Origin of the sequence: Photobacterium leiognathi, assembly GCF_030685535.1 — a bacterium.
In the GTDB taxonomy this organism is placed as follows: Bacteria; Pseudomonadota; Gammaproteobacteria; order Enterobacterales; family Vibrionaceae; genus Photobacterium; species Photobacterium leiognathi.
Window position 1 is genome coordinate 2,307,390 of the sequence record NZ_CP131601.1, and the last position, 24,081, is coordinate 2,331,470.

The 24,081-nt window shown below is 39.3% G+C and carries 16 protein-coding genes; 15 read left to right on the top strand and 1 reads right to left on the bottom strand.

Annotated elements, in window-relative coordinates; genetic code table 11:
* The first annotated feature begins 4 nt into the window (after positions 1–4).
* The 11 genes from Q7674_RS17540 (at position 5) to Q7674_RS17590 (ending at position 16,320) form a co-directional block, all read left to right on the top strand.
* Positions 5–538: an NADH-quinone oxidoreductase subunit J family protein gene (locus Q7674_RS17540; protein ID WP_045062681.1), complete on the top strand. Its 534-nt coding sequence runs from the start codon at positions 5–7 to the stop codon at positions 536–538.
* A complete protein-coding gene (nuoK, locus tag Q7674_RS17545; protein WP_045062675.1) occupies positions 535–858 on the top strand; it encodes an NADH-quinone oxidoreductase subunit NuoK in 324 nt (107 codons plus the stop codon). The genes Q7674_RS17540 and nuoK overlap by 4 nt, the downstream gene beginning before the upstream one ends.
* Positions 858–2,738: an NADH-quinone oxidoreductase subunit L gene (gene nuoL / locus Q7674_RS17550; RefSeq protein ID WP_305422969.1), complete on the top strand. Its 1,881-nt coding sequence runs from the start codon at positions 858–860 to the stop codon at positions 2,736–2,738. Before nuoK ends, nuoL begins: the two co-directional genes overlap by 1 nt.
* An 18-nt stretch (positions 2,739–2,756) precedes the next feature.
* The gene (locus tag Q7674_RS17555) at positions 2,757–4,259 is read left to right on the top strand and encodes a complex I subunit 4 family protein (protein WP_045062671.1); all 1,503 of its coding nucleotides are present in this window, start codon (positions 2,757–2,759) and stop codon (positions 4,257–4,259) included.
* Entirely contained in the window at positions 4,246–5,688 is a 1,443-nt protein-coding gene (locus Q7674_RS17560; RefSeq protein WP_045062668.1) for an NADH-quinone oxidoreductase subunit N, read from the top strand. Before Q7674_RS17555 ends, Q7674_RS17560 begins: the two co-directional genes overlap by 14 nt.
* 561 nt (positions 5,689–6,249) lie before the next feature.
* Positions 6,250–7,365, top strand: a complete 1,116-nt coding sequence (ald, locus tag Q7674_RS17565; RefSeq protein ID WP_045062666.1) for an alanine dehydrogenase — start codon at positions 6,250–6,252, stop codon at positions 7,363–7,365.
* Between the two features lie 274 nt (positions 7,366–7,639).
* Positions 7,640–8,896, top strand: a complete 1,257-nt coding sequence (locus tag Q7674_RS17570) for an aromatic amino acid transport family protein (RefSeq protein WP_305422971.1) — start codon at positions 7,640–7,642, stop codon at positions 8,894–8,896.
* A gap of 294 nt (positions 8,897–9,190) precedes the next feature.
* Complete coding sequence (locus tag Q7674_RS17575) at positions 9,191–13,783, top strand: S41 family peptidase (RefSeq protein WP_305422972.1); 4,593 nt, start codon at positions 9,191–9,193, stop codon at positions 13,781–13,783.
* Between the two features lie 461 nt (positions 13,784–14,244).
* On the top strand, positions 14,245–14,379 hold the full coding sequence (locus Q7674_RS17580) for a hypothetical protein (RefSeq protein ID WP_272898474.1): 135 nt from the start codon (positions 14,245–14,247) through the stop codon (positions 14,377–14,379).
* A gap of 168 nt (positions 14,380–14,547) precedes the next feature.
* Positions 14,548–15,741 (top strand): NRAMP family divalent metal transporter, encoded by a 1,194-nt coding sequence (locus Q7674_RS17585; RefSeq protein ID WP_305422973.1) that lies wholly within the window; start codon positions 14,548–14,550, stop codon positions 15,739–15,741.
* A gap of 87 nt (positions 15,742–15,828) precedes the next feature.
* Complete coding sequence (locus Q7674_RS17590; protein WP_305422975.1) at positions 15,829–16,320, top strand: GNAT family N-acetyltransferase; 492 nt, start codon at positions 15,829–15,831, stop codon at positions 16,318–16,320.
* A 736-nt stretch (positions 16,321–17,056) separates the two neighbouring features.
* On the opposite strand, the gene tsgA is transcribed toward Q7674_RS17590, so the two are convergent.
* Entirely contained in the window at positions 17,057–18,247 is a 1,191-nt protein-coding gene (gene tsgA / locus Q7674_RS17595; RefSeq protein ID WP_045062661.1) for an MFS transporter TsgA, read from the bottom strand.
* Between the two features lie 481 nt (positions 18,248–18,728).
* On the opposite strand from tsgA, the gene Q7674_RS17600 reads away from it, so the two are divergent.
* From Q7674_RS17600 to Q7674_RS17615, 4 genes are all read left to right on the top strand, one after another.
* Positions 18,729–20,675 (top strand): beta-propeller domain-containing protein, encoded by a 1,947-nt coding sequence (locus Q7674_RS17600; protein ID WP_045062659.1) that lies wholly within the window; start codon positions 18,729–18,731, stop codon positions 20,673–20,675.
* A gap of 327 nt (positions 20,676–21,002) precedes the next feature.
* Positions 21,003–22,523, top strand: a complete 1,521-nt coding sequence (gene exaC, locus Q7674_RS17605) for an acetaldehyde dehydrogenase ExaC (protein WP_305422977.1) — start codon at positions 21,003–21,005, stop codon at positions 22,521–22,523.
* A gap of 555 nt (positions 22,524–23,078) precedes the next feature.
* The gene (locus Q7674_RS17610) at positions 23,079–23,555 is read left to right on the top strand and encodes a hypothetical protein (RefSeq protein WP_045062656.1); all 477 of its coding nucleotides are present in this window, start codon (positions 23,079–23,081) and stop codon (positions 23,553–23,555) included.
* A gap of 14 nt (positions 23,556–23,569) precedes the next feature.
* Positions 23,570–24,079: a hypothetical protein gene (locus Q7674_RS17615; protein ID WP_305422979.1), complete on the top strand. Its 510-nt coding sequence runs from the start codon at positions 23,570–23,572 to the stop codon at positions 24,077–24,079.
* Positions 24,080–24,081: the final 2 nt, after the last annotated feature.

The window sequence follows — 24,081 nt, forward strand, 5'->3', positions numbered from 1 at the left end:
ATTCATGTTAACTTGGAATATTATTTTCTATGCCAGTAGTGCCATCATGCTATTGGCAGCAATCAGTTTACTGTTTGTCAAAGAGCCTATGCATGGTGCGGTGTATTTAACCACATCGCTACTCGCACTGGCTGTTATTTTCTATTTATTGGGTGCGCCGTTTATTGCCGCGTTACAAATTATTTTGTACGTCGGGGCAATCATGGTGTTGTTTGTCTTCTTCATTATGTTAAGTCCGGCAAGCCGCACCTTCCCACTCACGGCCAATCGCACTGTAATTTTACCAGTGATCTTACTAACCGTTATGTTAGTTGAGGCTTTCATCGTTCTAAATCACGGTCATCAGTTCTATACAATTGAAACGATCAAAACCATCAGTCCTAAAGCTGTTGGTGCGGATTTATTTAATCATTACAAACTCGCGATAGAAGCGCTATCAACGCTCTTACTTGGTGCGTTAGTCGCTGTGATTTATCTCGCGGCACAAATGAAAGTTCGCCACTCAGAGACTGATGATAAAGTGGAGGAGCACGCATGAGTCCACTGACTATCTTAATTTTATCCTTTGCCATGTTCATTATTGGCCTACTAATTGTTGTTGTTCGCCGACAATTGTTGTTCGTACTTATGGGTATCGAAGTCATGCTTAATGGCGTTGCGTTAGCCGCTGTTGAAGCAGGTCAACATTGGGGAAATCCAACAGGACAAATCATTACTATCTTTTTGATGATTGCAGCAGGCTGTGAGCTTTCTGTTGTCTTGATGCTCGCCATGTTGTCGTACAAACACCTAAAAACAACCCGTATCGACAAACTTAACCAGCTTAGCAGTACATTAATTAGTAAGGGAGAACTGTAATGAATACATGGTTATGGTTAATTCCTGCCGCTCCGCTTTTCAGCGCCGCCTTAATTGTCTTATTTGGCAAGCACTTTCCGACTCGTGCAAGCGGTATACTCGCTTCACTATCCGTCTTAGTGTCGGCTGTACTCACAGGAATGCTATGGCTATCCAGTGATTTTAATCCAGCTTTCCACCAGCAATTATGGACGTGGATGGCTGTTGGTGATTGGAACGTCAACATTGGTTTATCGGTTGATCGCCTCTCGCTAGTAATGATGACAGTGACAAGCTGGGTTGGATTTCTTATCCACTTGTTCTCCGTTCCCTTCATGCGCCGTGATTTTGGTGAAAGACGCTACTTTTGCTATTTAAATCTATTCGTTGCTGGCATGTTGTACTTTGTGATGGCGGATAATTTAATCCTGCTATACACAGGTTGGGAAATCATGGGACTATGTTCATACGGACTGATTTCTCATTACTACAACAAAGAAAAGAATGTGTATTCAGGACGTAAAGCATTCGTCGTAACACGAATTGGCGATACCTTACTTGCAATTGGTATCTTACTGACATTCACCGTGTTCAAAACCGTTAACCTTAACGAGATCTATACTATTGCTAGCCAGCAATCGACGAGCTTATGGTTAATTGGCGCGATTTGTCTTCTATTCTTGTTCGGCGGTATGGTAAAATCAGCCCAGTTCCCGTTTCATGTTTGGCTTCCTGAATCAATGGCAGGTCCTTCTACGGTATCGGCATTGATCCACGCAGCAACCATGGTAACTGCTGGGGTGTACTTGATTGCACGTAATCATGTGCTCTTTAATTTAGTACCTGATGTCACATGGTGGGTATCACTTGTGGGTGCATTTACGGCGTTTTATGCAGCAACATGTGCGCTGGCGCAGAACGACATCAAACGTATTCTCGCCTACTCAACCATCAGCCAAATTGGCTACATGTTTGCTGCGCTAGGTGTAGGTGCTTATGATTTAGCTATTTTCCACGTCATTGTTCATGCGTGTTTTAAAGCACTGCTATTTATCAGCTCTGGTGTCATTATCGATATGTTTAATCACGATCATGACATTCGCAAAATGGGCGGTCTCGGCAAACGACTTCCGTGGCTTAAGTGGACTTACCTAGCTGGCTCTGCAAGTTTAGCCGCACTGCCTGTCATCACTGCAAGCTTCTTCTCAAAAGATGCCATCATAGCAGCAACGGAAACGGGCCATTTAGGTTGGTTACTGGGTGCACTTGGCTTAGCGGGTGCATTATTTACCAGTATCTATAGCTTCCGTATGTACTTTATGGTCTTCAATAGTGAAAACCGTACAGCGTTTAGTGAACCTCGCTACCTGAAAAATAATGGTCTTCCTTGGCAGATGAAAGTTTCAACGGGTATTTTAGCCGTTGGTTCGATCGCTATTGGTTGGATGCAGTTTCCTAACGAATGGTCTTTTGGTCCTCACCTATTCCTTCCGTGGATTGATAGTCAATTAGGTACAGCGCCAGAGATTGCAACCTCTACAGGTCTTATGCTGCAAGTTGTTGGCTCATTAGTCGCTATTGCTGGGGTATGGTTTGCGTACATCTTAGTAAAACAAGAGCTTAAACAGGGCCATGGCATCGGTAATTGTCAATTCCTGAACTCAGCATGGTATATCGACGACCTGTCAAAACTAACGGTTATTCGTGGCTTCAAAGGTCTTTCCAAGCTGTTAGAAACGGTTATTGAACGATGGGTACTGAATCAGGCCATTGTGAAAGGGATCGCGGCAATGTTATCTCACTCAGGCGAAGCCGTTAGTGATGTACAAAGCAGCCAGCTTTCTCGTTATATCATTATGATGATTGCAGGTTCTGTTCTTCTGCTTTTTTACTTGGTTTGAGCTATTTAGGTTTGATATATGCTTAGTTTATTGATTTTCTTACCCATGGTAGCTGCACTACTTATCGGCTCAAGTTGCCGTAAGCTGCCATTTATTGCACGCTCCATGACATTAACCACACTCATTATTGAGTCAATGTTAGTAGCTTGGATATTTATCACGCATCAAGTTCATGGTTTTTCCATGACTGAAAGCCTCAACTGGATCCCTGACTTCGGCATTAAATATTTAGTCAGCATGGATGGGATCAGCTTAAGCCTGATTGGTTTAACTTGTACCTTGTTCATCGTTGCAATGCTTGTTGCTTGGCACCAAGTGAATCGTTGGCAGGCTTTTGGCCCACTAATGCTATTAACACTCAGTGGCATTATGGGGGCATTTCTTGCTCTTGATCTCATGCTCTTCTACGTATTTTGGGAACTTATGTTAATTCCGATTTACTTCATGTTGAGTTTCTGGGGCGGTAAAGATACCAAACAAGCAGCATTAAAATTTGTCCTTGTGACCATTACAGGCTCTTTATTAATGCTTGTATCGCTTGTTGCTCTTTACATCATTAATGGTAACAACACAGGTGTATGGACATTTGATTACTTCTACTTAGCTTCCCATCCAATTACGGGTGAATTGGCTATTCCAGTTGTATGTGGGTTCTTAATTGCTTTCTTAATTAAGATCCCAGGTTTCCCATTTCACTTTTGGGCGCCTGACACCTACCGCGAAGGGGCACCTGCGGTATCACTGCTGCTATCTGGTGTTATGGCTAACGTCGGCGCATACGGTATCTTGCGTTTCTGTTTAGCTATCTTCCCTGAAGCAATGCATCAAATGATGTATATCGGTATGGCACTGGGTGCAATCGGTAGCTTATACGCAGCCCTACTCGCTTTCCGTCAAAAAGATCTCCGTAATGTGATTGCTTACTCAAGTATCAGTCACATGAACTTAGTGGTCTTAGCGATTTTTGCATGGCAACTTCAAGCATTGAATGGTGCAGTGATCCAATTAATTGCTCACGGTCTTTCAGTGGCAGGTCTGTTTGCCGTTGTACGTATGCTTCAAGCGCGCGGGTTTAGCGGTAAGTTTGATGAGATGGGCGGCTTATATAAAGTCCTCCCGGGTATTGGCGTCCTCCTACTATTTATTGTTGCAGCAAGTGTGGGTATTCCAGGCTTAGGTAACTTTGCAGGTGAGATATTACTCCTCGCAGGTAGTTTCTCAGTCTCACCTCTTTGGACAAGCTTGGCTGCATTCTCGATAGTGTTAGGTGTGGTTTACTTCTTAAGAGCCTATGGACTGGCATTCTTAGGGCCAATCTCTGACGACAATGAACAACGTAAATTAATAGATCTGACAGCACGAGAAAAGCTAACAGCATCCATCATTGTCATTGGATTGTTCTGGGTTGGCTTAGAGCCGAACTATTTACTGCAACTTATGATGTCATCAACCAAAACACTGGCATCCATTCATTCGGGTTCATATTCATTGATTGAAGGGGTTATCAATGTCATCTTATGAGTTAATTAGTGCAATACCCTTTGCCATCCTAGGACTAGGTGCTTTAGGTGTCCTACTATTGGGTGTTCTACCTGGTAAGAACAACCAACAACTCCCTTATATGGGATCGATTGTGGTGCTATTAGCGACCATGTTATCAGTGGCTTCTTTATTCGGACACAGTGCGAATATTGAAAACTTTGTGGTTATTGATCATTTCACACTCGTTGCTTTTGAATTATTCGCAGCAGGTGGACTGGCAACCATATTACTGGCTAAAAATTACCCAGCCCTCAACAAGCATGTTGCAGAAGAGTTTTACGCACTAATCCTGATAGCTGTACTCGGTACATTTATCTTGGCCTCAGCAAGTAACTTGTTAGCAGCATTCCTAGGGATGGAGACCATTGTCATTCCAATGTTTGCGCTAATCGCATGGAACCCTCAACGTAAAGGAGCTATCGAAGGTGGGCTAAAATATGCTGTTACAGCCACTGTTGCTGCAGCATTCTTTATGTTTGGTATTGCACTGATCTATTTTGGTGCGGGTACTATCGTTATTAGTGAAATACCTAAAGCGCTCACCAGTGCTAACGCGATGCCGATGGTCGCATTGATCGGCTTTATGATGTTATTTGTAGGCATATGCTTTGAACTGGCTTTAGCACCATTTCATAGCTGGCTGGCTGATACACTGCAAGCTTCACCTGCGCCTGTGATGGCATTTATTGGTAGTATCGCCAAAATTGCAATGCTGACATTTGTTATTCACTTCGTGATTCAGATTGAACCTATTTGGGATCAAATCTCGTTTGTACTTTGGGGCTTTGTGTTATTTAGCATTGTGTTTGGTAACCTATTGGCTTTCCGCCAAACCAATATCAAACGTATTCTGGCTTATTCATCCGTTGCCCACTTCGGCTACGCACTCATGGCACTAACCAGTGTGATCCCGAACAGTAGCGCCTCTTTATCAGAAGCAGTTCATGCTACTGCTTATTACGGGCTGAGTTATGCCGTGATGAATCTGGTCGCGTTTGCTGTGATTGCAATGTTAAACAAACATAATCCAACGGGTGAATTAAAAGGTTATCGCGGTTTAGGTCGACGTTACCCACTCGCTGGTGTTGCAATGGCGATTGCTGTGCTTTCATTAGCGGGCGTCCCCCCTACTGCTGGCTTTTTTGCCAAATTCTTCCTGTTCTCAAGTGTACTTGGCAACGGATATTTAGGCATGGTTGTACTCGCTGCATTAGCTTCTGCAGTCTCCGTATTTTACTACCTTCGTATCCTGCTGGCCTTTTTCGCTAAAGAGGAATATCACCACCACAACCAATCTGCAGATATTGAAAGTGTAGAGTTTGGTTCAACCGCGGTGATCAGTGTCGGTACTTTTGCCACTATCGCATTGGGCATTTTTGCTCAAGCAGTACTTACTTATATGTTTTAACAAATGAGCAACCTCGCTGTTAAAACAGCGAGGTTCTTCATTACTTTCTCTTTATTTCTTTTAACCTACACTTTCCTCACTTAATTTAGCACTATCCCTCACAACACCACTGCGAAAAAGCTCATCACTAATAGTACAATCCTCTGTTATTTCTACAAAAAATTAAATCCTCACCTAACCAACCAGAATATAAAACTAATTAACGTTATTTTTTTAACATTAAAAGTCGACATTTTCTTTAGAAGTAATAAAAGACATTAAACCCAAAAAAACAGAACAATAAGTAGTCATAAAAACTAAAATTTAAAAAAATAAAAGACCCAAACACTGCAATAACAATCAAAAACCAGTCATTAGAACCAAAAAACAATCAAAAATGTAAAACTTTCATCTGTGACGTAGATCTAATTTGGTTTTTAACACCAAAAACCAACAAAAAACTAGTTTCTTTTGTTGGTTATTAGTTAAAAAAGAGTGACACATTTCAAATGATTTTGTTTAGTCTATTAATCATTCCAATAACAAGTAATAAACAAAACAACAGATATTAAGGCTTAAATTATGATCATTGGTATCCCTAAAGAAATCAAAACACATGAATACCGCGTAGGTATGATCCCAGCGTCAGTTAAAGAAGTGGTCTCACATGGTCATCGTGTTTATGTCGAAACCAACGCAGGCACAGGTATTGGTTTTAGCGATCAAGACTATATTGATGCAGGTGCACAAATCCTAGCAACAGCATCTGACGTTTTTGCAGAAGCAGAAATGATTGTTAAAGTAAAAGAGCCTCAAGCTGTTGAGCGTGCAATGCTTCGCGAAGGGCAAATTCTATTTACTTACCTACACCTAGCCCCGGATCCAGAGCAAACGCATGATCTCATTAATAGCAAAGCCGTGTGTATTGCTTACGAAACAGTGACAGATAAACATGGTCGCCTTCCGCTTCTTGCGCCAATGTCAGAAGTGGCTGGTCGCATGTCAATCCAAGCTGGCGCATTCGCATTAGAAAAATCTCGCGGCGGCTGTGGCATGTTACTTGGCGGCGTACCGGGTGTTGAGCCAGCAAAAGTTGTGATTATTGGTGGTGGTGTTGTAGGTGCAAATGCAGCACAAATGGCACTAGGTCTACAAGCTGATGTAACTGTTATTGACCGTAATATCGATGTACTGCGCCAACTAAATGCACAGTTCAACGGTCAACTGAAAACAGTTTACTCAACCAATGATTCAATTGAAAAGCATGTGCTTGAAGCAGATCTTGTTATCGGTGGCGTTCTGGTCGTTGGTGCTGCAGCTCCGAAACTGGTTACTGCTGAAATGATCAAGAAAATGAAGCCAGGCTCTGCAATTGTTGATGTTGCTATCGACCAAGGTGGCTGTGTAGAAACATCTCATGCAACGACTCACAGCGAGCCTACTTATATTGTTGATGATGTGGTTCACTACTGTGTTGCAAACATGCCGGGAGCGGTTGCTCGCACATCAGCAGTGGCACTAAACAATGTAACACTGCCTTACATTGTTAACCTTGCCAATAAAGGCTACAAAAAAGCGCTACAAGACGATAAGCATCTATTAAATGGTCTAAATGTTTACCGTGGGCAAATCACTTGTGAAAGCGTAGCAACATCACTAGATTTACCTTACGTTACTGCAGACTCTGCTATCGCATAATTCCTAGTACTCCCCCTCTCCTCCTGCTGGATATCATTTTCATTTATCCAGCAGGAGTTTTTATATTCCCGTCAAACCACACAATTAAAACAAATAACTATAAAAGAAATTAAAACAAGATAAATCTTCAAAAAAATACAAAATAACAAAATATAAATGCGACCCAGGTAGCAAGTATTCCCGCTGGGAATATTTCAAAGGTTGTCGATTTGTTATTATTGTATTCGATATGAAAAAACCTATAACAATTACATTAACCAGTAAGGTCAATCACATGTCGACTTCCAATAACATTGAAATATCTACCCATACAGAAGAAAAACTCACCCTTAATAAACATGATAAAACTTGGATCATTAGCTTATTTGGTACCGCCGTTGGCGCAGGTATCTTATTCTTACCGATCAATATCGGTGTAGGTGGTTTCTGGCCTTTGATCATCATGGCGCTATTGGCTGGACCTATGACATTTTTAGCCCACCGTGGTTTAGCAAGAATGATTATGTCGTCAGATAATCCAAAAGCAGAATTTACCGATGTTGTTGAAGAACACTTTGGTCATCGCTTCGGCTTTCTGATTTCACTGCTTTACTTCTTATCAATTTACCCGATTTTGATGATTTATGGAGTAGGATTAACGAATACTATTGAAAGCTTTATTGTGAATCAGATGGGTATGGCAGCACCGCCACGTGTTTTGTTATCTGGTGCTCTTGTCGCTGTACTGATTGGCGTAATGACAGCTGGTGAGAAAACCGTATTACGCGCATTTGAAGTGATTGTTTATCCTTTAGTCTTCATTTTATTTGGGATCTCATTATATATGATCCCAAATTGGCAAATGCCTGACTTTTCCAATATACCAGCCGCTAAAGAATTCACACAAACGTTATGGTTAGCTGTCCCTACCACCATTTTTGCATTTAGCCATACGGCAGCTATTTCAAGCTTTTCAGTTGCACAAAAGCGACACTACGGTAAACAAGCAGGTAAACGTGTCGACTTTATCTTAAAGCACACATCGATGATGCTTATCACCTTTGTATTATTCTTTGTCTTCTCTTGCACACTCAGCCTCACACAGGCTCAACTGGTCGATGCTAAAGCACAAAACATTTCTATTTTGTCTTACTTAGCAAATATTACAGGTAGCGGCATGATTGCTTCATTTGGCCCCTTTATTGCCTGTATCGCAATCACTTCATCTTTTTTTGGACACTTCCTCGGTGGACGAGAAAGTCTAAATGGGATAATTGCGAAACATACTAGCCTAAAACCAAGACTCGTGAATAAACTAACCATTGCTATCTTATTTTTCTCAGTATGGTATGCCGCAGTGAAAAACCCGAGTATCTTGGGTATCATGGAAACCTTTTCTGGCCCCGTCATTGCGCTAATTTTGTTTATTTTGCCTATGTATGCAATCAACAAAATTGATGCAATGAAACAGTATCGTGGTAAAGCAAGTAATGTTTTCGTCACTGTTATTGGATTCATTGCTATCTCAGCAATTGTTTATACCTTACGTTAAATCAACTATAGAATGAGGCTTATCAAGCCTCATTCTCATAGAGAACACATCGTCATCTCAATTACTTTTTCATTAATCCACGCTTCTTCTGACAATTGTAATATCCGCCAAAATCAACAGTCTCACGCAATAGACGTTCATTAAATAAAAGTGGCTTAATATCACCAAGTTTGAGGACACAACTGCCTTAGTCTCAAATATGAAGCAACAATCAATTTAATGTTATTATTCTAAACTAGCTAAATTCTGCACATATAACCTTTACTATACTCGAATGAACAGTGGGGAGTTATTATGAAAAGGTTTAGGTTACTTATTGCTATAACGATGCTACTTTCCCTATTCCTTATCACTGGTTGCTCAGGGGAGGATAATGAAAAACCATATTCACCGGAACATGATATTACTGTTACCTTCGAACATCCTACCAATATTGAAGAAAAAGACTTACTGACTGTAACTATTAAAAGCAACGTCAGTATAAATAGTTGGCAATGGTATTTTTCCATCCCCAATATTGAAATTATCGATAGCTCAACAAGTTCACAAATTACCATCAGAGCGCCAAATGTCGGCTTATCTGGTGAAGAGTTGACTATCACTGCAGAAGGTCAATACAATAACCAACACATCAAAAGCCAAAGTGTTCTCTTTATTACTCCAGTAACTGAAAACTTCACACTACAGGGTATTATTACAGACTCTCCTATTAGCAATGCTGACATCACACTACATATTCTAGGCTCTGAAAGAACACTCACGTCTAAGGCTAATACAGATGGTCACTATCTCATGGATGTCATTCTAGATGATGATGAAAGTCCTGTTATTTACTTAGAGGCGGTAGGTCATAACACACAAAATAAAGCACGATTGATTAAAATGATTGGTGATATAAAACAAATTAAAGAAGAAAATAAAGAAATCCCCTCTTTTAATGTTACCAATCTAACCACTGCTGAATATGCACTTGCTAAATATAATAATAATAACGAAAACTTTGACTCTTACATCACATACAATAAGTCTGTCGATCGAATTAATGACACTGAATTAATCCAATTAGCAACGATAATAAAATTAATCATTGATAAACCAGATGATCCTATTCATTTAGATATTGATGATGAAATTATTGATACTTTAGAACTTGTAACAAATAAAGAAAAGAGAGATAACTATTTATACAATACAATAAACACAAAACAATTTACTGAAACTAAAGATGAGATATTAAAAGATGAAAAGTTGATTAAAAATAAACTATCACTTAAGGTTGGAGAATATAAATTAATTACTAATACCCCCCAATCATTAACCCTATCTATTTCAGAGAATGTCGGTACTATTACTAATGCTGACAGCACGATTAAAGATTCTTTTAGCTTAACCGAACGTTCTAAAGAAATAATATTCACATCCACAGAACCGGATGGTTTTTCTCTCAGTAATATATCAGAAATTATTAGTCGTGGTGACATTAGCGACAACATCTTGTCATGTAACACAATCACTCTTCACAGCATATTAAGAAAATCTAATTATGAGTTTGTTAATATTTCTATTCAATGTATCGATACCTCTAATAATACCAACATATGGAATAATCAAGTAAGATTATACAAAGTTAACGACTTTGTAAAAAGTAACACTTATGACATTATCGAAAAAGAAAAAGAAAATAAAACTTTTTTGATATCAGACCCTTTATGTCTATTTGAAAGAGTGAATTGTAAGACACATGCCAGACTAAACTTCGTTACCAATATAAAGAATACACAACCATTTACATGGGTACGTAAGAATAATCACATTATAATTGATGATAATATTAATTTTCACATACTTGATTACAATGAAGACTTTATTGATATTAGAGTAGAAAAAGAAAATCGTGTTTATTTTTTAAATGGAAAATTAATCACAAAAAATACGAACCATTCCACTGATAATATTATTGGCAAATTCATGATCCATAAAACAAATAGTGAAAGTTATGGGTTTATTGATATTAAAAATGATGGAAAAGCTGAATTATGGTCATTTGATTCATCAAACAGTACACAAGCAACTCACTATGATCTCAGTTGGACAATGAATCATGATATTATCGAGTTCTCAACGCTTGCATATGAACAATTTAACGCAAACTTTAAAACAGTCTTTTTTGTTGAACATTGTGATATAGAAAATACTTGTGCTCACTTTAACAAACGTCGTTGGCACATATTAGGCAGCGCCAACAATAAAATACATTTAACGCAAAACATCATCATACCCGAAGAGTCACAAATCAATGAAACTCTAACGTTATTAAAAATTGATCAAGCCCTTGAGATTGAATATGTAAACTCATTTAAAAATTGGAATAAAGGTCAAAAGCTCTCTCCTTGGCGCGCCTTCATTGAAGCCGTAAACACGAAAAATAGCTCTTCACTGAGTGATGCCTTACAGCGTATTAATGGATTGAAAAACTGGTCACTTGATATTGACTACGCTGAGCCTATTTTTAACACCATGGCAATTGACAACCTATCGCAACTTCAACAAATAATTGATAATAAAAATACACAAGTGTTTGCACATCAACAGGCCGTCAATACATTAATCACATCCAAGAATCCGATACTATTACGTCAAGCATTAGAAGATCTTATTTTTTCAAATATTGATACCTCGTTATTTGATACGTATATCAATGAAATAATGAATACAGACGAAATTGATACTGAAAATGCGCTTACCCTGCTGATAGAAAACATCAACCAAGAAAAATATTCATTTGTTCAATTATGGAATACTCTCACAGAGAGTATAACGAATAAGGATGATGTCACAACACTGCCCACACTCTTAGCGAAATTTGAAGGGTTAACGTTTAATAAAGACTACGTTAGCGCATATATCGATGCGTTTATGTTGTTAGAAACCGTAGAGAATGTTGAAGAACTACAAGACACTATTGATAAAATTGACGAACAAAAAGCCTTACAAACCACAGCGTGGAATACAATACAAGCTGCCATTAATGAAAATGATTTCTCTGCAATATCATCTTCTATATTCAACGACTTGCTCGACCTACAGTTTATTCCTGAGCATATGTCTGATTATGTAGATCATCTGCTAACACGCTCCCACCTTGATAATATAACGCAATTACAAACCATAATTGATAACGTCGATGATCGTCTCTATCGTCATCACACAGCTTGGGGACAACTTGTCGATGCTGTAAATAGTGGTAATTTTTCACTGATTTCATTAGACACATTCTATGCTTTAAACAACATCTCATTTCAACCAGAATATTTAGAAAACTATAAATCCGCATTGCAACAACGCTCAGTCATTGAGGATTTATCCACACTACAAGTTATTATCAATCTTGTTGATCAAGCACAAAGCCAGCTAGAACCCGACACATGGACCGAAGGCGTCTATTTATCATCAGAGGATTTCATCAACCGTTGTGCTCTACCTCGCACAGGAATAGATCCTTACACCAACGAACCCTATCCCGACAAAGAAGGCAGTACATTAATTGAAAAACTCTTTTTACGTTCATTTCATCATGAAGAATACCTTTGGTACGATGAAATTGACGATGTCGCACCTGAACAATTTAGCTCAGTTTCCAGTTACTTTAATCAACTAAAAACCCAAACGGTGTTGCCCAGCAATCGCGCTAAAGATCGTTTCCATTTTAGTCAATCCTATGATGCTTACATGTCGAGTTTCTCACAAGGGATCAGCTATGGCTTTGGGTTCAATTGGGTATACAGATCGACAACGGCACCCAGAGATCTACGCATTGCTTATGTCGATGAAGGCTCCGTTGCCAATATCGCAGGAATTGCACGCGGCGATAAATTACTCAGTATCAATAATGTAGATGTCGTTAATACGAATAACTATTTCGATCTCACATTTATCAATCAAGTCCTCTCCGATCCTATCAGCAGCACTTACTCTTTTTCTTTTAGCAGCCTCGATGGTTCGGTTAAAGACGTACTTCTTACGCCCGAAGACAACACCATCACGCCCGCAATGTACATCAATACTTTTTCGTCCGATCACGGTCAAGTTGGGTATTTCATGTTAAATGAATTCCATCGACAGGCTCAAGATCGCCTCATTGAGTATTTCACTTATTTTGCGGCTCATGACGTAAAAGAGCTCATTATCGATTTGCGTTATAATCAGGGAGGTTTGTTATATTTATCTGCACAATTAGGCTATATGATCGCTTACCAGCAATCCATTAATAGAATCTTTGAATCATTAACTTATAACGATAAGCAATCCCAAAAAAACACAGATCTATTATTTATTAATCGTTATATCGATTGGACAAACCAAGTAATCACCAATACGTTATTACCCACTTTAAACTTAAACCGCGTATTTATTTTAACCACTAATAATACGGCTTCTGCCAGCGAATCATTAATTAATGCATTACGTGGGATTGATGTGGAAGTTATATTGATAGGTGATAATACCTATGGTAAACCCTACGGTTTTATTCCTGAGCCTAATTGTGACATGGTGTATTATATCGTTCAGTTTGTTGGACAAAATGAAAAAGGCTTTGGCGATTATCCTTACGGATTTGAGCCCGTCGATACGGAAGTGACTGAAATAGGCTTAAATCAATACGTGAGAGGATGCCGCATCAATGACGATATTGAAAAACCTTTAGGTAGTATCGCTGATCCTATGATCACTCATGCCATGAATATCATTGCTCATGGAAAGTGCTTAGTAATGAATGAAGCCTCAAATTCCAACAACACAGCACCGAGCTTGTTCTACTCATCCAATCCGAAAGGCATACATCAAAAAATTTACAAGCAATTATATTCACCACCACCGTGGTTATAATGGTATTAGCATTTCTTTTATTTACGGCGCTGATTCCATCCTCAAGGTGAATCTGATAAAAAATAGCTTGGGCTATTCCTCCAACCTCCCCCCAAAACCCCAACACCTTGATTGCAAAATAAAAGCCATTTAATCAATATGTTACAGTGACAGCTTATACGCTATTTAGGTAAAAATGAGACAGAATAGATGACACTGCGATGTCTAAATAAGTGACAAATATCGCTTCCAAGCGTTAAAAAGACTGACGCTTAACGTTGCATGGATTCATGTTTTCTCTAAGTCTTGATGCGACGTTTTCATCACACACTTCGCCCTAAAACTAACAGCGTATTAACCTCACTGACGCCTATCAAAGCCCTTAATAAAAACACATCTAATTATAAAAATAAAAACTCAAGCAATTGAAAGTCATTACTGTCTTTTCTAGCATCCGATTAACATCTTGAAGAGGAATAAACATGACTGAATGGGAAAAAATCTTGGAAAGAAATCTAGCGTTAAAAATATCAGCATTAACCAGAAAAAAATTCTTATCTATTTACACTAACGCCTATTATTTAAAAAACGAACGCCGCTCATCTGACGCCTCTTAATCTTTTTTTCTCTTTTTATGATGCGTTAATGCTGCCGCCAATGAAGATTGCCATCACGGACAATTAATGAAGAATACATGTAAGGAATAAGAATCAGTGGAACTCTCTTATCACAAACCGCAATCTAGGCTACTCCAGTTTATCCGCTCTCTTGGGCCTGGTATTTTAATGGCTTCAGCTGCAGTTGGTGGCTCACACCTTGTTGCATCAACAAAAGCCGACGCGATATACGGATGGCAATTGGCTGTACTCATTATCCTGGTGAACCTTTTTAAATATCCTTTTTTTCGTGCGGGGATCCAATACACCATGGGAACGGGTCGCACGCTCGTGGAAGGCTACGCGAAACTGGGTCGACCATACCTGTGCCTTTTTTTATGCCTGACGACGCTATCCGCCATTATTAACACCGCGGCGTTATTAATGTTCAGTGCCAGTTTACTGGGCTATTTTATTCCGTTCTCACTATCCATGTCGTCGCTCAGTATTATCGTGCTGACTACCTGTTTAGTGATTTTATTTACGGGCCATTATAAAGCACTCGATATGTTAGCGAAGATCATCATGGCGATTTTGACTATCACGACCTTAATTGCGGTTATGATCGCTTTCCAACACCCAGTGACCGCTATCCCTCATTTTGTTTCCCCTTCGCCATGGTCAATTTCTGCTCTCGGTTTTATTGTTATCACCATGGGGTGGATGCCAGCCCCTATTGAAATCTCATGTCTAACTTCAGCGTGGTTAAAAAAACAAACTCAACAACAAACAGTGACACCTCGATCAGCCCTGTTTGATTTCAACATCGGTTACATTGTTACAGCCGTATTGGCCCTGATCTTTATGTCACTCGGGGCACTACTGCCTGATGGATCAGGTGTCGTCTTACAAACCTCTGGGGTAGGTTTCTCGCATCAATTGATCAGCTTGTATGCATCAACCATTGGCGAATGGTCACGTTATCTTATCGCTGTCATTGCATTTTTCTGCATCTTTGGCAGTACCATTACGGTTATCGATGGTTATTCACGTGTTATTTCTGATGCGCAACGACTGTTGCAGTCAAAGCCCGCCGTCTCCCCACGTTCAACCTCATTAACCATGTTGATCGTCTCTCTGTCTTCACTGGGAGTTGTGCTTTTTTGGGCTTCTGCATTATTACCCATGCTTAATTTCGCGATGATCTTAGCGTTTATCACCACCCCTTTCTTTGCTTTATTAAATTACATCTTAGTTTCTAAGACGGCATTACCGAAGCCACTGGCGATGGGAAAAAAACTAAACTGGTTTTCTATCATTGGATTAATTTATTTATTCGGCTTCTTTTTATTGTTTATTTGGTGGAAATGGTTCATGCAGTGAATATCGCTTCACCACCGTGTCCCTTTTAACTACGATGGACGTATAACAGGGAGCATCACCCTCCCTTACTATGCTTGAAGGATCAATATGGATATTAGAACAGTCAATGAAGACGACGCGAGCGCCATTGCTAAGCTCTATAACTATTACATCAATGAAACGATAATCACATTTGAAGAAACAGCGGTCAGCACTGAACAAATGCTTGAGCGAATTAGGAAAATACAACACGCTCAATATCCGTGGCTTGTCGTAGAAGTAAATGGCAATATCATCGGGTTTGCTTATGCGAGTCCTTGGCATGAAAGAAGTGCCTATCGCTATACCGCTGAATCAAGTATTTACCTCTCACATCAGCATGTCGGCGGTGGATACGGTAAAGCGTTGTATAAGGCTTTACTCTCACAGTTAAGAGCGATAGGTATTAAAAATGTGATGGCCCTCATCGCACTCCCCAATTTACCCAGTGTTCGCCTCAATGAATCATTAGGTTTTAAGCCGATTGGTGCGTATAACAATGTCGGTTTTAAATTTGAGCGCTTTATCTCCGTTGGATGCTATCAACTTGCACTTGAGTGAGATGAAATATTTTCTTCCGCAACATGTTTGTTTTCGACTTGTGTAGTGAATATGCATATACAAAACATATTCACTTCCTACGACTATCCCATATTAACCGACAGGAAAATGCCCAAACATTGGTCCTAACATTGCCAATACGATGAGAAAAATTAAAGACAAGCAGTTACTCAGGCTGAAAAGACCGATAAACCCTCATCAAATAAACGGTCAGTCTTTTAGCTCCGCCCATAACTCACTATCAGTCTCGATATGATCTGGTGAAGCTTCACTTTCAATCACTTTTGCTCCTGCAAAGATATAACACACACAGATCGTCGTGATTATTGACGCAAAAAAAAACAATAAAATTACCCAAAAGAGTGTCATAACGATTCAACTTTACATCCAAGTAAACTTAAAAGTGTACTCTATGCTAATTTGGTATATTTATTTGTAAAGTTAAAAATTAGGCACTTATTTATAAAATAGATTTCTCGCTTATTTACCAGCCCAAAAACTTATTCAACACACTGATATATAAATGTTTTATTATTGAATGATAATGGTGGTAAATTATTGCAGCATTAATACCTGAATATATTGACCGAATATCTCTATTTATATTTCATTATATTATTGTTCTTTTTTTATAAATTAAATGCATTTAAAACGAATATTTATCAATAAATTTTTTATAAAAAAAACCACCACAGTAAAACTGTAGTGGTTTGTCTATTTCAAATGAATGCTTATTTTATTCAGCGTCTGCATGACCATAAATACGATGCTTCGTCACAAAGCCGACTAAGAAACACATCACAAAGACCACGCCGTATAAGCCATTCGCGGTAACCAATGCCGCATGCGCACCAAACTTATCCACGATTGGACTGGTAACCACAAAGGTCAGCATGGTACCGATGGTGCCACAAAGCAGAATGAAGTTCACCAACTTCGGTGATGCTGCTTTGGTTTGCTGAGAGCCAAGGGTAATGATCGAGGTGTAAATCGCACTACTAAAGAAGCCCAATGTTGAAATCACGTAAAGTAATGTTTTCGCATCGGTATCTTTGTTGAACCAGTACATTAGCACCGTTGCGAGTGCTGCTAGTACCATGACGAAACGCTGTAAGTCGAATTTCTTCAGTAATACACTGAAGATCCACATACCGACCATGTATGCGCCCCAGAAGTAACTCACCAATTGACCTGCATCGGTGATCGACATACCCAGATCCTTGGTCGCGTATTCAGGGATCCAAGAAACAAACCCTAGCTGACCAAGAATGTAGCACAGTGCTGCAATCGCTAAGAACACCACACCTAAGCCCCACTTCTCTTTCTCAGGGATCACTTCAAACTCTTCTTCGTCTTTTTTACCCAGCACAGGGAATTTAGCCATTAACGTCAGAACAAAAATCGCTAAATAGATACCGCCGATAGCCACATACACCCAGTACCATTCAAGATGACGCGCTAACACTGCAGCTGAAATCACAGGGAAAATCATGCCAGCCATACTAAAGAATGAGTCGGTAAACAGCAGACGAGAACCCCGTTGTTTGCCTTCATAAATGTGGGTGATCAGATAAGTACCAATCGACATAGTGATACCACTCACCACACCTAATACAAACATACAGCCAGAGAAAATAGCCAAGTTATGCCCAAACATTAGCCCTAAAATCGCCAATACCATGAGACAAAAACCAAAGATAAGCTGGCGTTTCAGCGGCACAATTTCCATCAACCACACATTGAGGAAAATAGAGATCAAAATACCTGTGTTTAAGAAAGTGAAGGTATTACTCATGCTCGATATTGGTAAGTCGAAGTACTTAGCAATATCGCCCATCACAATACCTGTGACGATAATCAGTGAGCCTGTTAGCGCATAAGATAAAAAACTGATCCATGTCAGGAGGTTGCGGTTTGTATTTGTCATAGCAAATCCTGAAAAACGTTCTAATGAAAAATAATGTGATGAAATGCTACCAATTCATATTACATTTAATTGTGATTATACTCACAAAGCATTACTTGCGTGATGCATATTAGGATTTAACATCACCAAATTCAGGATTTATTCAGTGAAAATTGCCAATAAGCATACTTAGGCCTTCACACTTGTCTTTTTCAATTAATAGAACTGTCATTATTTTCATTTAGTTTTAGCGCATTCAAATGAAACTAGATTTATAGTGAAAGCGTTGCATTTCCAGTTGTTATCGTTGATGCTAAAAACGAAGCAAAACATTTCTATGAACGCTATGGTTTCAAGCATTTTTTTTCATTAGTAACTCTGTATTACAACGCGTTATCAAATCATTAAGGTAACAATCAATGCCGATTCTTATTGTTAGATACAGCAAACAAGACACTTTATGACTAGTTTTTAAATATCATTCATCAATAGTACTTGTACTATGACGCTCAACTTAAATAAAACGAAATGGCTTACATTACCTATTTTATGTTTCTTATTCGGCCTTGTTAGTTGTAAGGAAAGCGATGAACAAGTTATCTATAATCACATAGATAACGAGCCCACTCAGGATGAGAACAATGAAAGCAATATCAGCACGATACCACTATTAGAGAGCTACTTGAAAAAAGGACTCGAGGTAAAGAATGCGACTGTCATTCAAAGAGATACAAACTTAAACTCTGATATGGTGATGGTAGAAAGTACATCCACTTCACCTGCGAATTCAACCTTTTCTGACACCAATGTACAAGAGGCTGGGATTGATGAGGCTGACTTTGTAAAACATTACGATGGTTATGCGTTTAGTTATTATGATGAACGGGTTTATTATTATTTAGAAGCATCCCCAGCGCTCGCTGACACGAGTATTGAAAACACTTCACCCTATAAACAAGGTATTCGGGTTTTCGACCTCAACGCTCCCCCTAATGATAATGATCCAATAGTTGAATTCCCACTTGCAGATGACCTCGGGACAGTCAGCGGGCTTTATATTCACCAAGGGGAAAACCCTCAATTGTTATTACTTGCAGATGATTGGAAGCAAGGTATACAACTAAGAGGTTATGATGCTCGTTTACCAATGAGTAATTTAATAGAAAAAATGAACATTCATGTTCCGGGTCGTCTATTAACAAGTAGAAAAATGGATAATAAACTCTATGTCGTTAGCAGCTTTATGCCTATTATCCACGCTCCAGCGTTAGACAGCTTTATACAATACCCGATAGATGATGAACAAAAGAAACATAATGAGGAATTAATACAAAAAGTGACGTTAAAAGAGTTATTGCCTAACATGAATATCAACGGCAATGAAATCCCGCTTATCGATCACGATTCCTGTCAAATCCCTGATGACGATATTATCGCGGACGCTAGCTTAACCCTTATATCAATTATTGATTTAAACGACATAACCAATATTTCTTCTGCCTGCTTGGCCGCAAATTCAAACAATACCTATGTTTCATACGATGCACTGTATTTATCTATTGATAGTGCTTTTTATGATATTAACGGTCTTGAGAGCGAGGCTTTTAGCGATATCTATCGTTTTAAACTCAGTGATAGTGGTCCTATCAAAGCGGGTAAACAACGTCTTAATGGAAGAGTTGGATACAATCAACCCTTTCGCTTAAGCGAATACCAAGAGCACCTCAGAATCATCACCACTGATAATCGACTTGACCATCAATTACATACTTTAAAGCTCACTGATACCGAGATGACTAAGCTGGCTTCACTACCTAACGCGCAAAATCCCGAGCCAATAGGCAAGCCTGGTGAAAATATTTTTGGCGTTCGATTTAGTCAAGATAGAGCGTATATCGTCACCTTTTTAACGCAAGATCCTTTTTATGTTATTGATTTAAAAAATCCTGCCTTACCTAAAATACTGGGTGAACTTGAATTACCAGGGTTTTCAACCTACCTACATCCATTTAATGAAAAGCTCGTTTTCGGCTTGGGGAAAGAGAGTGACTGGAGTGGCGGTGTAAAGCTTGCGTTATTTGATGTCTCTGTTCCCAGTCAACCTCAAGTGCTTACAGAACTTATTGTAGGAGATAGTTATAGCTACAGTCCTGCCCTTTATAATCATAGAGCCTTAAGTTTTTTATCTTCAAATAGCGGACAACCAGAGAAAATAGCGGTGCCTATGAGTGTCTACCAAAGTAACTTTATATGGGATTTTGATGGTTTGTATTTATTAGAAGTCGACTTAACAACCAATAATGAATCAATGAGACTTCATGACATAATGACGATAGAAACCAATAACAGCCTAAATTACAGTCAATTATCGAGTTATGACCGCGGTATATTATCTCAAACGAAAGCATTTTTTATTTACAATGGAAAACTCTTTCAACAACGTTGGTAGTTCTTCGATTACTAAAAGAATCACCACCACTAATATTGCCCATGACTGCAAATATCATTTTGTCTTCTTTACCTGCGACTTCCTGAGCTTTGTTATAATTATGCTATATCACTTTATGTAAAGAATAGCTGTATTTTCGCTCGCACAGATTCGAATCTAAGCTGTTTTTTATATTCCATATTAATCATACAGTTACACTTGAATAACGGCATAGTGGATATGGTAGACATAGGATTTGACTTAGTGTGATTTTAAATATTGTGAAACTTCGAACTTAGCACTCAAATATTCACGTCAAGAAACTGAAATATTACTTAAGGATGCATCATGATTTATGCTCAGCCAGGAAGTAAAAATTCAATCGTTGATTTCAAGTCTCATTACGACAACTATATCGGTGGGAAGTGGGTTAAACCCTTAAATGGCGACTATTTTGACAATACATCACCTATTAATGGGCAAGTCTATTGCAAGGTCGCACGCTCTACTGGTGCTGATATCGATCTTGCTTTAGATGCCGCGCACAGTGTAAGAGAGCAATGGGCCAAAACCAGTGTGACAGAACGATCCAATATTTTGCTCAAAATCGCCGATCGCATCGAACAGAATATTGAAGAGCTTGCTGTTGTTGAAACGTGGGATAACGGAAAACCGATGAGGGAAACATTGGCCGCCGATCTTCCACTCGTTGTCGATCATTTCCGTTATTTTGCAGGCTGTATTCGTGCCCAAGAAGGCAGTGCAGCAGAGTTAGACGCAAACACAGCAAGTTACCACTTTCCAGAGCCCATTGGTGTTGTAGGACAGATCATTCCGTGGAACTTTCCGATGTTAATGGCGGCATGGAAGTTAGCGCCAGCGATGGCTGCAGGTTGTTGTGTGGTACTCAAACCTGCGGAGCAGACGCCGACATCGATCATGGTATTAATGGAAAAGATCGGTGATCTCATACCACCTGGTGTTGTAAATATTGTCAACGGCTTTGGTCCTGAAGCTGGTCAAGCACTGGCAACGAGTCATCGAATTGCCAAGTTAGCGTTCACGGGCTCTACAGAAGTAGGGAATCATATTCTTAAATGTGCGGCAAATAGCCTCATTCCATCCACCGTAGAGTTGGGCGGTAAATCTCCAAATATCTATTTCGCGGATGTGTTTGATCATGAAGACGAATACCTTGATAAATGTATTGAGGGAACATTACTTGCGTTCTTTAACCAAGGTGAAGTGTGTACCTGCCCTTCTCGCATATTAGTGCACGAGTCAATCTACGAAAAGTTTATCGAAAAAGTCTCCGAGCGTGCTAAAAGCATCATACAAGGTAATCCCTTAGATACCGATACCCAAGTCGGGGCGCAAGCATCAGAAGAGCAATACAACAAAATTTTAAGTTATCTTGATATTGGCCGCCAAGAAGGAGCAAAAGTATTATTTGGTGGTGATGTAGCAAAACAAAAAGACGACTTGGAGCAAGGTTATTACATTCAACCAACCTTACTTCAAGGTCATAATAAGATGCGCGTCTTCCAAGAGGAAATCTTTGGTCCGGTTACTGCTATTACGACATTTAAAGATGAAGAAGAAGCACTGGCGATTGCTAATGACACCACCTATGGCTTAGGCGCGGGATTATGGACACGTGATCAAAATCTTGCTTATCGAATGGGTCGAAATATTCAAGCAGGACGTGTTTGGATCAACTGTTACCATGCTTATCCAGCACACGCAGCCTTTGGTGGTTACAAGAAGTCAGGGATTGGACGAGAAACGCACAAGATGATGCTTAACCATTATCAAAATACTAAAAATTTACTTGTGAGTTATGACATAAATCCTCTGGGTTTCTTCTAATACTGTCGCCTGTTAAGTCAGTTAACAGTACACAATGTCACTCATATAAGGATCGGTTCGCCGATCCTTATCATTTCAATCAAACGGCATTATCGACTTCTTATGGCTCATCAAAATGATGAAATCTCTTTTTATCAAGTAATGAGTAATCATTGAGTTCATGAATCCAGCACCACCTGTTATTAAGATTTTCACAACGACATCCTGACTGCATATCCTGCATAAAACTCTTTTCTATGCGTCTAAATGAGTTACAAAAATGGCTTTCTTTGTCAGACTTTTGACCTTCATCAATCGTCACTCTTTTCAATAAAAATGAAAACTTTTCTGATCGTACTTCACGTTTATTTATGAGATTTACACCCACCTAACAATATCTCTAGATCAATATTCACAAATATGCATATGGGTTCATTTTTTGACCATTATCGCTATTGAGAATTTTCTAAAAAACAGTCAACCCTATAAAGACACTGACTATTAGAAATTAACGGGGCAAAAAGCATATCTATGCACGTCAAGATTTTGACCCATAAAAACACGTTAAGGTACGCCATGGCAAAAAGAAAAATGATCGCTCTTCGAGCATTACAGTTGTCTTATCATCCACTGCTCGCACACATCACAGAGGGTGATCATTTTCAGCTGACCAACCATGCACAATTATCCAGCCTGTCCAACTTAGAAATACAGTCTTTAATTGAGCAAATGACACTGTCTGTTGTGCCTCATCCCAATAAACCCTCTCAGTATTATTTGCTTTCACCAGCTGCTGATTTTTTCTTTATCCAACAGCATCCTTATGCCTCAACACTGCAAGTCCAACTGCTTATTTATCCCTTAGAAGACGCTGAATTCATCATCAAAACATTGAGTTTTATTGCGCCAAGCCTGCATCACGGGCTTCAAACGAAAGCATTACATAACCTCTCAAAACGTCATCAATTAGCGAAGCAATATATGAAATCTGTACCTTCAAAACGAAAACTGGCTGTTATTGCCAATACTTCAGCGTCTGCAATTCGCCACTAAATCGAGAGGTCAAGATGGGATTACAAGCAGCCATAGCCAAAAATAACCGAAGTAATAACAGTGGCGGTATTGCGCTCGACCCACTCCATACGGTGAATACATTGTCGATAGTCATTCATTATTTTAAGGCAATGTTTACGTGCACCAAAGACAGGGAAGCGTGCCTTATTACTTTTATTTATTTGTGGCTGACGCAAGCATTGGAAAATATAAAAAGCGCTAACGATATCCCTTCGCTAACACGTGTGACAGGCAGTGAACCATGCGATGCACACCGATTACGTATTATTCATGTAGATGGCAAATCTTGGGTTGAATATGCTCAATGTTATTCGACGCCACAGGGCGTTTTTTGGCAGTGGCAACCTATCCCAATCATATTAAATAATTTTTTCTATCACTATGTTCAGACCCTTTCAACAACAGCGATAAAGCCGTTACTTAGCGCTCAACAGAGACAACAACTTTGGGTTCTCATTGATAAATCATGGAAGACTCCAAAACACTATACCCAGTTTGGCTGACT

Coding starts and splice junctions, on each gene's coding strand:
- Q7674_RS17540 (WP_045062681.1), top strand. CDS start 5: ATGTTAACTTGGAATATTATTTTCTATGCCAGTAGTGCCATCATGCTA.
- nuoK (WP_045062675.1), top strand. CDS start 535: ATGAGTCCACTGACTATCTTAATTTTATCCTTTGCCATGTTCATTATT.
- nuoL (WP_305422969.1), top strand. CDS start 858: ATGAATACATGGTTATGGTTAATTCCTGCCGCTCCGCTTTTCAGCGCC.
- Q7674_RS17555 (WP_045062671.1), top strand. CDS start 2,757: ATGCTTAGTTTATTGATTTTCTTACCCATGGTAGCTGCACTACTTATC.
- Q7674_RS17560 (WP_045062668.1), top strand. CDS start 4,246: ATGTCATCTTATGAGTTAATTAGTGCAATACCCTTTGCCATCCTAGGA.
- ald (WP_045062666.1), top strand. CDS start 6,250: ATGATCATTGGTATCCCTAAAGAAATCAAAACACATGAATACCGCGTA.
- Q7674_RS17570 (WP_305422971.1), top strand. CDS start 7,640: ATGTCGACTTCCAATAACATTGAAATATCTACCCATACAGAAGAAAAA.
- Q7674_RS17575 (WP_305422972.1), top strand. CDS start 9,191: ATGAAAAGGTTTAGGTTACTTATTGCTATAACGATGCTACTTTCCCTA.
- Q7674_RS17580 (WP_272898474.1), top strand. CDS start 14,245: ATGACTGAATGGGAAAAAATCTTGGAAAGAAATCTAGCGTTAAAAATA.
- Q7674_RS17585 (WP_305422973.1), top strand. CDS start 14,548: ATGGCTTCAGCTGCAGTTGGTGGCTCACACCTTGTTGCATCAACAAAA.
- Q7674_RS17590 (WP_305422975.1), top strand. CDS start 15,829: ATGGATATTAGAACAGTCAATGAAGACGACGCGAGCGCCATTGCTAAG.
- tsgA (WP_045062661.1), bottom strand. CDS start 18,247: ATGACAAATACAAACCGCAACCTCCTGACATGGATCAGTTTTTTATCT.
- Q7674_RS17600 (WP_045062659.1), top strand. CDS start 18,729: ATGACGCTCAACTTAAATAAAACGAAATGGCTTACATTACCTATTTTA.
- exaC (WP_305422977.1), top strand. CDS start 21,003: ATGATTTATGCTCAGCCAGGAAGTAAAAATTCAATCGTTGATTTCAAG.
- Q7674_RS17610 (WP_045062656.1), top strand. CDS start 23,079: ATGGCAAAAAGAAAAATGATCGCTCTTCGAGCATTACAGTTGTCTTAT.
- Q7674_RS17615 (WP_305422979.1), top strand. CDS start 23,570: ATGGGATTACAAGCAGCCATAGCCAAAAATAACCGAAGTAATAACAGT.